Below are 13,110 nucleotides of genomic sequence, written 5' to 3' on the forward strand. Positions count from 1 at the left end.
ATAAAGAGGACCGAATTCGTATCGAGCGGCCCATTGTAGACGCAAGCGATCCGGCCGTCCGCCAGCCGGTCACGACTGGCTGGTTGCCAATCGGAGGAGCACGGCTTCGGCGCGTTGGCGTTTGCGTTGGGTCAGCGGTGGACCGTCCAACTGCAGAGCCAGCCGGAGCAGCGTTTGGGCTTGATCGTGTTGGCCACGCTTGTAGAGCACGATCCCACGGTTGTAGGGAGCCCACGCATTGGTCGGGCAAAGGCGGACGGATTCTTCGAAGTCGCGGTCGGATTCTGGCGTGCGATCGAGCCCCGCCAACGCAAACGCCCGGCCGTTGAGCGAAAACGCGAGCACTTGATGTAACCCTGCGGTTCGGCTGAGTTGGACCGCGGCGTCGAGGTCCGCCAACGCATTGTCCCATTCCCCCATTTCCGCGTAGATCTGGCCACGTGAACTCAGCAGATCCGGTTCCGGATCGTCCGATGACAGCTCCAACAGTCGCGTGTAGTCGTCACAGGCTTCGACGTGCTGCTCGGTGTACCAGCGGATCCATCCTCGCAAGCGATAGCCGATCGCCGCGTCGGGGGCCATGTCGATGATTTCTTCGGCGACCGCGATCGCATCGTCATAGCGTTCCAGGCCTTCGAGCCGAATGACTTTGGCTTGCAACGATTGGACGGCCGCTTCCTGAGCGTCCTCGGGAGCGATTTCGGCGAGTCGATCGATGTCGGCTTCGGCGGCCGATTCGTCACCTTGCATTTGATGGGCGTAGGCGCGGCCGGAATAGGCATACGGATCGTCGGGGTACTTTTCGATCAGTTTCTCGTAGTCTTCGAGCGCTTTGTCGTGGCGTTTGAGTCGCATCAGCACGGCGGCCCGTCGCAGGCGAGCGCCGTCGTACACGCCCGACAATTCCAACGCCCGATTAAAATCTTCCAGTGCCAGTTCGTCCTCCTGGCGGTCCATCAAGAAGCATCCCCGCAGGAAGAAGATGTGTTCATTTTCCGGGTCCAGCTCGCACGCACGTCGGTAATCGTTCAATGCGTCGTCGTGGTTGCCGGCTTGCGTGTGTGCGAACGCCCGATTGACGTAATGGGCCGGTTGTTCGGGTTGTTGCTCGATCAAGGCGGATTGTTCGTCGATGGCCGCTTGGGGATTCTCGTTCATGCGGTGCAGCAAGGCGATTTGTTCGCGAGGTTCGGTCCACTGCGGCGCCAACCGACTCGCTTCGGTCAGAGCTTCCATCGCGGCGTCCAGTTCGCCTTGTTGCAGACTGAGTGATCCGAGCAAATGCAACGCGATCGGATTTTTCGGCTCCAGATCCAGCACCGCGTGGCAATCCGCCAAGGCCAGATCGCGCTGGTCGGTGGCGGCGTAACAGAATCCGCGGGTCAAGAAAACGGCGGGGGTTTCGACGCCCAGTTCCATGGCGCGATCACACGCCTGGATGGCCTCGTCAAACTCGCTTTGCATCTGCAGGATGCGACCGCGTAGAGCGTGAGCCTGCCCTTCGTCCTCTTGCAAGCGAAGTGCGCTGTCGCAATCGTCGCGGGCCAGTTCGAATTTGTTTTGCGACATGTACAACATACTGCGATGCAGCCGTGGCGCGATCGCATCGGGCACCAATTCGATCGCGCGGGTCAAGTGCTGTAACGCCAGCGATTCGTTGTGCAGCTCGTCTTGCTGGTACAACCATCCCAACATGGCATGGGTGGCGCCGTTGTGCGGATCGAGCTGAAGAATCGGCGTGAGGTCGTCGATTGCGGGCGCCAGTTCGTCCCGGCTGAGGTGCAGTTCCGCGCGGCGGAATCGGAACGCCGGTTCGCGCGGTGCCAATCCGATCGCCGTGTCCAAGTCCGATTGGGCCTGCTCCCATGCCTCCAGCCCCGCGTAGATCTGAGAGCGATGGAGGTAGAACCAGGCGGCCGAGGGGACCAGTTGGATCGCCCGATTCAGGTCGATCAGCGCCGCTTGATGATTGCCTACGACGTAATGGTACCACCCGCGGCGGCCCAGCAGCGGTGCACACTTGGGGGCCAGTTGGATCGCATCGGAGTAAGCGCTGATCGCGTTTTCAAACGCTTCGCGGTTGGCAAATCGCGCCGCCGCGGCAACGTGCAGCGCCAGTTCAGATGGGCTTTGACGCAGCAAACGTTTCAGCTCGGCGTCTGAAGTGCCCGCGTAGAGTTCCTCGGTGTGTTCGATCCACGCACTCGTCTCCTGGAACACCTGCTCGGGCGTCAGTGGTGGGGCCTGCTCGGACGCGGGTTTCGAAACGAGCGATCGCAAACGGCTGAGCCCCTGGTTCCACCATTTCACCAGCGGTGCGGTTCGGTCCGATGAAGGTTCGATCAAGCCGGCGGCGCGCATCAACGCATGGTCAATGCCGCATTTATCGATCTCGTTTCGATACCGGCTGAACGGTTTGATCCCGATTTTGGTGACGGGAGCCAAATTGACGCGGCGATACATCAAGAACGCGACCGGACCGTGCTGGACGTCTGGGATCGCGATGGATTCGATGCGTCGGGTGATTCGATCAACCAAACCCTCGCGCCCGCGATGGCGGTCGACGCCGGGGGAATCGCCGGGCCCATTCGGGGCGGTTTCGATCTGCATCAACCGCGTCGCGCCGGGGAGCAACGCCAGGGAGACCATCAGCTCAAACCCGTCGTCCGAGTCGGCTTGGGCGATCAGTGTGTCGACCGCGTGAGCGACGACGCCGGAATAGTTTTCGATGGCGGTCGTCGAAATGCGTCCCGTCGATCCGACGTCGCCACAGAAATGCACATAAAAAGAACTCGGGATCTCGGACAGTTGGGCATCCCCGGGGGCTTCCGCCGGACCGATCGGCTGGCCATCAATGGTTTCGTGGCGTTGTTGCCGGCGTCTCATCTCACCCAGCGAAGGAACGTTGAACCGTCCGCCACAACCCTGGCACTGCATCGTCGTTCCTGCCTTTGACGGTCGAACTTGGACCTGCTGACCACATTGGCAGGAGACGGTAAACATGGTGCAGGGCTCCGCTAAATCGACAAGACGATCGCCTTCATTCTAAACCGCACCGTGCATTCTACCACCGCCGCTGCTTGGCAAACTGATACAGGATCTCCGCCCCCTGGTTCAACGAATCGATCGCGATCCATTCGTCTTTGGTATGGGCCTGGTCGATCGATCCGGGACCGAAAACGACGGTGGGGATGCCCAGTTCGGCGAACTTCGGCGCCTGAGTGGTGAAGGCGACCCCGATCACTTGCGCAGCCCCGCTGACCCGCTCGGCCAGCGCGACCAAGGAATCGGCCAACACATCGTTTTCGCCATCGACCAGCGGCTCACAACTGGTGTCCGGCGGCAGCATCTCGAACTCAACGCCACAACGATCCGCGAGCGCCTGCTGTGTTTGCCGCAGGATCGTGTCGAAGGATTCTCCCGGGACGACTCGGCGGTCGATTTCGATGACACAGCATTCCGGCACAATGTTCACGCTTTCCCCCCCACGAATCGTCCCGACGCTCAAGGACGGTCGACCGCACAGTGGATGCTCGGCGGACAGTGAATGCTCAGCGGACAGTGAATGCTCAGCGGACAGTGAATGCTCAGCGGACAGTGAATGTTCGGCGGACGGTGAATGCTCGGCGGACGGTGAATGCTCAGTGGACGGTGAATGCTCGGCGCTCTCGGTTTGCAGTTCGGCGGCGAGTCGCTCCAAGCCGCCGATCAGTCGCGCCATGCCATAGATCGCGTTGCGACCGAGCGCCGGGCGACTGCTGTGTACGGCGATGCCGGACGTGCGGATCCGCCACCTCAAGACGCCCTTGTGAGCGACCACGACATTCAAGTCCGTCGGTTCGGCCACGATCGCCAGATCGGGTTTCGGCGAAAGCAATGCATCACCGCCATCGATGCGCCGGGCGAGATCGCGGGCGCCGATCTGACCCAGTTCTTCGTCGCAGGTCAACGAGAGGATCAGATTGGCGCGCGAGCGGGGATCTTCGCGATTGAGACGTGCGACGGTGGACAGGATCGCTGCCATCGGGCCTTTCACGTCACAGGCTCCCCGCCCGTAAACCCGGCCGTCTCGCTCCAGGGGCTGGTACGGATCGATCGTCATGCCGGCCGCCGGGACCGTGTCTTGATGGGCATCCAATAACAAGGTGGGGCGGTCGGGATCGCCATCCAGTCTTGCGATCACGTTTCCACGGCCCGGTTCGATCTGGTCGTACCGATGAGGTATGTTGTGACCTGCGAAAAAACGGCACAGCCAGTCGCTCATGCCCTGTTCGCACCACTCCGGTCCCCGGTGGTCCTGTCCCATGGGGTTTTGGCTCGGAATCCGAATCAACTGGTTCAAGATCGCCAGCGGTGAATCATCGTCAATCAAAAGGGAGCCTCGCAGGCAAATGAGTCAAACCGATCAAGATCACGCTCGGCAAGGCAACCGTTTCACGCGCCGCGCGTGGATGGCACGTACCGCGGCCGCCGGTGTTGCCGGTGCGGCGGGCATGGCCCACCGGACTGTCACCGCCCAGGCCGACGACAGCCAGGCCGACGACAGCCAGGCCGACGACAGCCAGGCCAGCGATCCGGCGCCGAGCGATGCTAAAGGGTACATCGACGCGCACGTGCACGTGTGGACGCCGGATACGAAATCGTACCCGTTGGACGATCGTTACGACGTCTCGGCAATGCAGCCGGCAAGTTTTACGCCCGAACAATTGCTGCGGCTGGCCGAGCCATCCGGTGTCCGCCGGATCGTCTTGATCCAGATGAGCTTTTACGGGTTTGACAATTCGTACATGTTGGATGTGATCGAAAAACATCCTGGACGCTTTTCCGGCGTGGCGGTGATCGATCCGGACGACCGTCCGGCGGAGACCATGAAAGCACTAAAGTCCAAAGGGGTGCGGGGATTCCGCATCGTGTCGGGGAAACGCGATCCTGACCGTTGGTTGTCCGGAGACGGCATGAAAAAAATGTGGGCCTGTGCGGCGGACGAATCCCTGGCAATTTGCCCGTTGATCAACCCGGAATACCTGCCTTCGGTCGACAAAATGTGTCAGCAGTATCCCCAGACGCCCGTCGTGATCGATCACTTTGCAAGGATCGGGATCGACGGCACCATCGGCCAGCGAGACCTGGACGCGTTGTGCCGCCTGGCCGAACACCAACAAACGCATGTCAAAACATCCGCGTTTTACGCGCTGGGAAAGAAAGCGGCGCCGTACACCGATCTGGGTCCGATGATTCATCGATTGGCACACGCGTTTGGAAGCGATCGGTTGATGTGGGCGACCGATTGCCCCTACCAGGTTCAGGGCGGACACACCTATCACGACTCGATCGATTTGATCCGGTACAAGCTGGACTTTTTGACCAACCGTGATCGCAGTTGGATGTTGCAAAAGACCGCCGAGAAGGTGTTCTTTACGTAGATCGGCTTTCGATCACAAACTGAGCCGCAGACGCTAGCCTCGGGCCTTACAAGTCTCGAAGGGCAATCCAAGGCCCGCGGCTAGCGCCGTCGGCTCATAAAGTAGGTGCCATTGGGCTCGCGCCATGCGTCTGATTGCAAACGCAATGCGATCATTTGATGCTGACAGAGCATTAGAGCGTCTTTCGCAGCGTATCGATCAATCGCTCGACGGACGCTTGATCGTTATAGCCGTGGATCGCAATTCGCAAGCGTCCGGCGTGGCACATCACGTGAATGTTCTGTTGGTGCAGCGCGGCATGAATTCGGTTTGCGTCGGGGTGCATGAACGCCACGATTCCCGCCAGATGATCGGGGTGATCGGGCGTGATCAATTCCACGGGCAATCGCTTCAACTCATCCAGGCACAGGCGAACCAGGGGGCGACAATGGGCATCGATCGCGTCGACGCCGACGGACCGGACATACCGCAAACCGGCGTCGATCGCGTAGACGGCGGGATAGTTGGGCATGCCGACCGAGAAACTGGCGGCACCCTGTTTGGCAGTGGCCCGCTGGAATCGATCGGCATCGAACGCGTTTTGCAGATGAAACCAACCGCCCGCCGGCGCCGTCAATCGCGAGGCACTTGAGGAGGGAACCCCCACCAAACCGCCGCCGTGCGAAGCGAGGATCCATTTGTGGGTCGAGCTGACGATTAGATCAACGTCGCTTAGATCGAGCGGGATACGGCCGAGTGCTTGGGTGACATCGACCGAGATCAACGCGGGGCAACGCCGCCGGACCGTGCCGACGAGCTCCGGCAGATTGACTTTGTGACCATTAAAGAAACTGACCAACGAGGTCGTAACCAGCCGCGTCCGAGGTCCCAACAACGGAATCAAATCTTCGATGCGGAGCGACCACTCGTGCGCCCGCCAAATCTTGACCGTCGCCGGACATTGCTCGTGCAGCCACGGCGTCGCACCGGCCGGGAAGTCCAGGTCATTGATCACGACCTCGTCGCCTTCACGCAATCCCAGAGCCAACGCGGCCAAGTTGTATGCCTCGGACGAACACGAGCACAAACTGACTTCGTCGGCACTCAATCCGTAAGCCCGGGCGATTTGTTGCTTGGCACTGTCCCAAACCACGGCATGCAACTCGCGCCCGTCCATGCCAAGCAGTTTGTCTTGGCCATACCGATGAAGTGCCTCGAGTACGGCCGTCGGCGGAATCCCTTCGGCGGCCGTGTTGAAGTAGGCCTTGCCCGAGAAGCTGGGGAAATCACGCTGTCGCGATGATTCGGTTAGCATGGGAGCGTTTCACTGTTCAGGTAGGCGTTTGTCGCCGGTTGTCCGACGGTGTGTCAGCTTGATGACGTTCGTTTCAGGTCGTCCAATCTCCCTCGCTCGACGGCCCGGAAGGGCCATCGTACCCGCAGGCAAAACATCGACGACTCGGAAAGGCCATCGTACCAGCGGGAGGAACAACGGCTTTTCATCGGGATTGATTTTGATGACGGCAGTGTAGCGAACGGCTACAATGAATGTCCCGCCCGCCGTCCCACCCCCTGCCGTGCCTACTCGACCATGCATGTTCCCGGTCTCCTGCTGGACACTCCCCAACGCCTGCTCGGTTGCTTGACCGCGGTCGTTTGCACGATCGCGGCGTCGGCCGGAACCGCCCAGGAAGCATCGCCACAAGCGATCGTATTTTTTGAAAAGGAAGTCCGTCCGGTGTTGGTCGAGCACTGTTACGACTGTCATTCGGCCGGAGGCAGCGTCCGGGGAGGACTGCGGCTGGACACCCGCGAAGGGCTGCGAAAAGGCGGCGACTCTGGCCCGGCGATCGTGGTCGGAGATGCCGACGCAAGTTTGATGATCGAAGCGATTCGCTATCAAAACCGTGACCTGCAGATGCCGCCCCGGAATCCGCTGCCCGAGCGTGCCGTCAAGGTGTTGGAGAAATGGGTCGCCCAGGGTGCGGCCGATCCGCGGGGACCCGTTTCCGCGGATCGCGGTTCGACAGATCTTGCTGCCGATCACAGTCCATCGGGCATGAGCATCGACCAGGGACGACAATTTTGGGCGTTCCGGCCGGTCAGTGATCCGGCGATTCCCGAATTGCCCGATTCGAATTGGGTGGCGAATCCGATCGATGCCTTTGTCTTGACACGCCTTCAGAAAAACGGCCTGTCGCCGGCGCCGGCGGCCGACAAGGTCACGCTGATTCGCCGGATCACACAAGACCTGATCGGATTGCCGCCGACACCCGACCAGATCGATGAATTCGTCGCCGATCAGTCGCCGTCGGCTTATGACAAGCTGATCGAGCGTCTGCTGAATTCACCGCACTATGGGGTCCGTTGGGGAAGACATTGGTTGGACGTGGCACGCTACGCCGATTCCAACGGGCTGGACGAGAACTTGGGTTACGGCCAAGCCTGGCGCTACCGTGACTACGTCGTCGATGCCTTCAACAACGACAAACCATACGACCGATTTCTGATCGAACAAATTGCCGGCGACTTGCTGCCCGAAGCAAACCGTGAAACCAAAACTGCGACCGGATTCCTGGCGCTGGGCGCGAAGGTGTTGGCCGAACCCGATCGACAAAAGCTGGAAATGGATCTCATCGATGAACAGCTCGACACGCTCGGCAAAGCCTTCCTGGGAATGACCTTCGGATGCGTGCGGTGTCACGATCACAAATTCGATCCGATCAAGCAGTCGGATTACTACGCCTTGGCCGCGATCTTTAAGAGCACCAAGACGCTCGGCGATACCAATACCGGTGCGATCAAACACTGGTACGAACATTCGTTTGCATCGGAGGAGGAAACGGCGCGGTTGAAGGAGATCGATGCCCAGATCGCAGCCAAGAAGCAAGCGGCGGCGAGCTACAAAAATGCCGCGATGGCAAAGATCCGCCAGGGGGCACGGGAACAGGCGGCCGACTATCTGGCCGCCGCGGCCCGCTTTGACGTTGCCACACCGCTGACGACCGTTGCCGAAATCGCCGAGCCACTCTCGCTGCATCCCCGAATCCTGCACCACTGTCGGATGCACTTGGATTTTCACCGCGATGATCCGCTGTGGGTCATCTGGCACCAGCTCGCCGAAGCCGGAGACGCCGACGCGATCCGGCGACACTATGGTGATTTGTTCGCGCGTGCCGAGCAGGCATTCACCGCGGCAAAAAAACAGAACCCGAAAGCCACCACGCTGGATGATCCGACGCTCCAGGCCGCTCGATCGGCCTTGTTGGATAGTGCGGGTTTCCTGGCTGTTCCCGCCAAGGAGTCCTTTGCCTTCGATCCCGAAACGCTGGCGGAATACTACCGTTTGATGGACGAGGCGCGGGCGTTCGAAAGCGTCGCGTCCGACGAAACCGCCGCGATGGGTGTCAGCGAAGGCAACGTGGTCGCACAATTGCCGATTCATATTCGAGGCAGCTACAAAAACCTGGGGGAACCGGTCGCGAGAGAGTTTCCCGAAGTGATGCGACACTCCGCGGTTCGCCCCGTGTTTCCCAGCGGACAGAGCGGTCGATTGCAGTTGGCTCGTTGGATGGCCGACACGCGGCACCCGCTGACCGCCCGCGTGATCGTCAATCGCATTTGGGGATGGCACTTCGGTGAGGCGTTGGTGCGGACGACCGAAAACTTCGGACGGCTCGGGGATCGGCCGTCGCATCCGGAATTGCTGGATTGGCTGGCCAGACGATTCATGGCCGGCGGCTGGTCGATCAAGGATCTGCACCGGTTGATCCTGCGATCCAACACCTACCGTCTCGCGTCGTCACATCCCGAACAGGAACGCTATGCAACGATCGATCCGGAAAACCGCTTGCTGTGGAAAGCGAACTTGCGGCGATTGGAAGCCGAACAGATCCGCGATTCGATCCTCGCGGTCTCGGGGCGTCTGAACCGAGAGATCGGCGGCAAGACGCTGCCGCTGCGGAACCGACAATTCGTCTTCAATCATACCTCCGAAGACCACACAAAATACGACAGCGTCCGGCGCGCGTTGTACCTGCCGGTGATTCGAAACAACTTGTACGCGTTCTTCACACAATTCGATTATCCCGACCCGACGATGCCCACCGGTTCGCGTAACGCGACCGTGATCGCACCACAAAACTTGCTATTGATGAACGACGAACTTGTCATGGAATCGGCCGATGCACTGGCCCGGTCGGTGCTGTCACAACCCGATGATGACATCGACCGCGTCGCCGATGCCTATCGACGGGCGGTGGGGCGTGAACCGTCGCCGAACGAGACCGAACGTGCGATCGGGTTTCTGACGAAATTGACCGACGGTGCCGGAGACGACGACGGCCGGTCGCAGCGGCAGGCATGGTCGCTGTTCTGTCAAAGCCTGATGGCCAGCAACGAATTCATTTATTTGCGGTAATTAACTTTTGTCACATGGCTTCTTTCATGCAGTCCCGACGACAACTTCTGCGCACCTCGGCAATCGGTTTCGGTCACTTGGCGTTCACCGCAATGCTGGGCCAGGAATCCATGGCAGCGGAGAATCCGCTGGTCCCCAAAGGTCCGCATTTTCCGGCGCGGGCCAAACGGATCGTGTTCCTGTTCATGAAAGGCGGCCCGTCGCACGTCGACACCTTTGACCCCAAGCCGCAATTGGATCGAGATCATGGCAAGGCGCCGCCGTTCGATTTGCCCGACGTGACCTTTGCCAAGCAAGGGAATCTGCTGAAGTCGCCGTGGAAGTTCAAGCAGTACGGCCAGAGCGGATTGCCCGTCAGCGAGTTGTTCCCCAATGTCGCACGCCATGTCGATGACCTGTGCGTGTTGCGATCGGTGCATGGAACGAACCCCGCGCACGGCGGTGCACTGTTAAAGATTCATACCGGAAGCGATCAATTCGTCCGGCCCAGCATGGGATCTTGGTTGGTTTATGGACTGGGAACCGAAAATGAAAACCTGCCGGCGTTTGTGACGATCTGCCCGACGCTGGCCCACGGCGGAGTCAACAATTGGGGAGCCGCATTTTTGCCGGCCCATTGTCAGGGAACGCCGATCGGCAACGCCAGCCTGCCGGCGACGGCGGCCAAGGTGAAACACATTCGCAACGATCGCATCGATCCCGAGTTACAGCGTCGGCAACTGGATCTGATCGCGTCGATGAACCGGACGCATCTGGAGATGGCCGGTCGCGATCAGGCACTGGAGGGGCGATTGAACTCGTTCGAACTGGCGTATCGAATGCAGACCGCGATGCCCGAGATCCAGAACCTTGCCTCGGAATCCGCCGCGACGCAGCGTCTGTATGGGATCGATGACCCGGTCACCGAAGACTTCGGTCGACAGTGCTTGATGGCGCGGCGGTTTCTCGAACAAGGTGTCCGGTTCGTCCAGGTCACGCACAGCGACAGTGTCGTCCAGTGGGACCAGCACTCGGGGCTGTACCAGGGCCACACCAAGAACGCGGCCGAAGTCGATCGTCCGATCGCGGGTTTCCTGCAAGATTTAAAGACGCGGGGGCTGCTCGAAGACACGCTGGTCTTGTGGGGCGGTGAATTCGGACGTACACCGACGGCGCAGGGTAGCAACGGCCGCGACCACAACCCGCACGGGTTCACGATGTGGATGGCCGGCGGCGGAGTGAAGAGAGGTTTCGCCTATGGCGCGACCGACGACTACGGTTACTACGCCGTGGAAAACAAGATGCACGTTCACGATCTGCACGCCACCATCCTGCACCTGATGGGGCTGGACCACGAACGTTTGACCTACCGCTACGCCGGACGAGACTTTCGCTTGACCGACGTCGAAGGCGTCGTGGCAAACGAGATTTTCGCTTAGTTAGAGAAGCAGGGGTTTTTGACCACGAAAAACACGAAGCACACGAAATCCGGTGGAGCGTGCGGTAGAGAAGTCCCCAGAGGATACGACGCCGAACTTAGCGGGTAGCTGGCTTTCGCGGCCCGGGGTCGCTGCTTTGCAGCGAGGGGGAATCGCCTAAAGGCTAGACACCAACGGTTGCTGATTCCACTTGGTATCCAACGCTGCTCAGAATAGCCTTGACCAGACCACCGCTGCGAAGACGATTGCGACCAGGCAGCAGAACCACGACGCCAGCAAACGCCAAAAAAATCTGGAGTCTTGATAGGCCCCATTGGGGACTTCGAAGATTAGCAAGAACAGCACGTAAAAGGTCAGCAACGGCGGCAGAATTAAGATTCCGCTGACCGCACCACGAAAAATGCGTGCAACCAGTTCGACGTCGCGCGAATCTTGCTCCGTCCCCTCCAGTTCCGCTTGCGAACCGCAATGATCGTTGATGGGAAGGACCGGTGCATAGGGATTGGAGCTGGGCGGTTTTCGCGGCGGCTGATCGGCAACGACGATCGGGCCGGACTCTCGGATGACCGGCGATTCCAACTCCAGCAAGGGGCGAGTGGGATCCGCCTCGTCACGAGGCTTTCCGCAGCTCCAGCAAAGATCTTAACGGGGACGGGGGTGAATGGCACGGGCTTAGTGAGCCGACGGCGCTAGCCGCGGGCCTTGGATTGCCCTTTGAGACTTGTATGGCCCGAGGCTAGCGCCTACGGCTCAGCGTATTGGCTTAAACCCGTGCCATTCGGGACGGGGGTTTTTAGATCATCGACTTCGACCGGCAGCAGTTCTTGTACTTCTTTCCGCTTCCACAGGGGCACGGATCGTTGCGTCCGGGTTTCTTTTCGGTATTGCGAATGGTACCGACAGCCGTTCGCGGGGGCGGACTTGGCGGATCCATGGACGTTCTCGATGCCATTTCGTCTCGAGGTTCGGTCACGGACTGGACGACCGGATTTGGAGTCGGTTTGTCGGGGCGTTTGAAGCACGCCCACCGGCTTAATTCTTCCACAACATCAAATTCCAGCGGCAGCGAACGATCGCGCTCGCTGCCAGAGCCTTCGGCCGCCCTGTTGATCGTTTCCTCAAGCTCTTCCTGCGAAACCATCCCCTCTTCGACGTTGCCCGACGCATAGGCTCGTCGAATCGTCTCGATGGAGGCGGGGACGCCGAAATTGGCAAGCTCCATACAGAGACCGGTATTCAACTCATAACACGGCCGTTCGATCAGTCGATTCAAATGCCGCTCAATCCTCTCGACGCCTTCTTCGCGACTCAGTCGTCCCTCTTTGAACAGCAAGAAATAGGTGCAAGCCGCCGACCATCGCACGTACTCGTACAAATCTGGATTTTCCACCAGTTGTCCGATTCGATCGAAATCCGTACCGATCAGTTTGACGATCAGCCGTTGCAAATTGTCGTGGATCAGATCGCCCAGCAACGAGTACAGTTTTTCGTCCGGCAGCGAAATCGCTTCGATCACTGCGGGCAATCCGCGTGGATCACCGATGGCACTGATCAAAGCAAACGAAAAGAAGGCAGCGTCTGTTTCGATGTTGCCCCCTTTCCTCGCATGCTCCGTTTCGGCTTGAAGGATTTCGCTCAGTCCGGGGACCACGGATTCGCCACGAGATTGGAGTTCGCGCAGCAGAGCCTTCGGCAGAACACCCTTGGGAGATTTTTTCAGTTCTTCCAACAATTCGGCGTCGGTCTTGCTTTCCAGGCTGGGTGTTGCGGTGCTCAAGATTCGTTCAATCCTTGTTTCATGGTTTTGATCAGTCCGATTGCATCTGCATTTTGCAGCGCATCGGCGTCAAGCCAAAGCCCGTGCCATTCA

8 protein-coding genes are annotated in these 13,110 nt (G+C 59.7%); 3 read left to right on the forward strand and 5 right to left on the reverse strand.

The annotated features are described in order from the left end of the window. Nucleotides 1-69 precede the first annotated feature (69 nt). Together Mal15_RS21885 and Mal15_RS21890 are read right to left on the reverse strand one after the other, a co-directional pair. On the reverse strand, nucleotides 70-3,003 hold the full coding sequence (locus tag Mal15_RS21885; RefSeq protein WP_147869721.1) for a tetratricopeptide repeat protein: 2,934 nt from the start codon (nucleotides 3,001-3,003) through the stop codon (nucleotides 70-72). Nucleotides 3,004-3,064: 61 nt separating this feature from the next. Further along, complete coding sequence (locus Mal15_RS21890; RefSeq protein ID WP_147869722.1) at nucleotides 3,065-4,372, reverse strand: M20 family metallopeptidase; 1,308 nt, start codon at nucleotides 4,370-4,372, stop codon at nucleotides 3,065-3,067. Nucleotides 4,373-4,391: 19 nt separating this feature from the next. On the opposite strand from Mal15_RS21890, the gene Mal15_RS21895 reads away from it, so the two are divergent. Next, nucleotides 4,392-5,423, forward strand: a complete 1,032-nt coding sequence (locus tag Mal15_RS21895) for an amidohydrolase family protein (RefSeq protein WP_199773708.1) — start codon at nucleotides 4,392-4,394, stop codon at nucleotides 5,421-5,423. Between the two features lie 172 nt (nucleotides 5,424-5,595). On the opposite strand, the gene Mal15_RS21900 is transcribed toward Mal15_RS21895, so the two are convergent. Further along, complete coding sequence (locus tag Mal15_RS21900) at nucleotides 5,596-6,717, reverse strand: aminotransferase class V-fold PLP-dependent enzyme (RefSeq protein WP_147869723.1); 1,122 nt, start codon at nucleotides 6,715-6,717, stop codon at nucleotides 5,596-5,598. A gap of 276 nt (nucleotides 6,718-6,993) precedes the next feature. Between Mal15_RS21900 and Mal15_RS21905 the strand changes: the two genes are divergently transcribed. Both Mal15_RS21905 and Mal15_RS21910 read left to right on the forward strand, forming a co-directional pair. Further along, nucleotides 6,994-9,822 carry a PSD1 and planctomycete cytochrome C domain-containing protein gene (locus tag Mal15_RS21905; protein ID WP_147869724.1) on the forward strand — a complete coding sequence of 943 codons (2,829 nt, stop codon included), beginning with the start codon at nucleotides 6,994-6,996 and terminating at the stop codon, nucleotides 9,820-9,822. A 26-nt stretch (nucleotides 9,823-9,848) separates the two neighbouring features. Then, nucleotides 9,849-11,240: a DUF1501 domain-containing protein gene (locus Mal15_RS21910; protein ID WP_199773709.1), complete on the forward strand. Its 1,392-nt coding sequence runs from the start codon at nucleotides 9,849-9,851 to the stop codon at nucleotides 11,238-11,240. A 207-nt stretch (nucleotides 11,241-11,447) separates the two neighbouring features. Here Mal15_RS21910 and Mal15_RS21915 read toward each other — a convergent pair whose 3' ends face one another. Next, nucleotides 11,448-11,828 carry a hypothetical protein gene (locus Mal15_RS21915; protein WP_147869726.1) on the reverse strand — a complete coding sequence of 127 codons (381 nt, stop codon included), beginning with the start codon at nucleotides 11,826-11,828 and terminating at the stop codon, nucleotides 11,448-11,450. A 205-nt stretch (nucleotides 11,829-12,033) separates the two neighbouring features. Beyond that, on the reverse strand, nucleotides 12,034-13,017 hold the full coding sequence (locus tag Mal15_RS34180) for a DUF1186 domain-containing protein (protein ID WP_167546977.1): 984 nt from the start codon (nucleotides 13,015-13,017) through the stop codon (nucleotides 12,034-12,036). Nucleotides 13,018-13,110: the final 93 nt, after the last annotated feature.

The organism is Stieleria maiorica, assembly GCF_008035925.1.
Classification (GTDB): Bacteria; Planctomycetota; Planctomycetia; order Pirellulales; family Pirellulaceae; genus Stieleria; species Stieleria maiorica.

Coding starts and splice junctions, on each gene's coding strand:
- Mal15_RS21885 (WP_147869721.1), bottom strand. CDS start 3,003: ATGTTTACCGTCTCCTGCCAATGTGGTCAGCAGGTCCAAGTTCGACCG.
- Mal15_RS21895 (WP_199773708.1), top strand. CDS start 4,392: ATGAGTCAAACCGATCAAGATCACGCTCGGCAAGGCAACCGTTTCACG.
- Mal15_RS21900 (WP_147869723.1), bottom strand. CDS start 6,717: ATGCTAACCGAATCATCGCGACAGCGTGATTTCCCCAGCTTCTCGGGC.
- Mal15_RS21905 (WP_147869724.1), top strand. CDS start 6,994: ATGCATGTTCCCGGTCTCCTGCTGGACACTCCCCAACGCCTGCTCGGT.
- Mal15_RS21910 (WP_199773709.1), top strand. CDS start 9,849: ATGCAGTCCCGACGACAACTTCTGCGCACCTCGGCAATCGGTTTCGGT.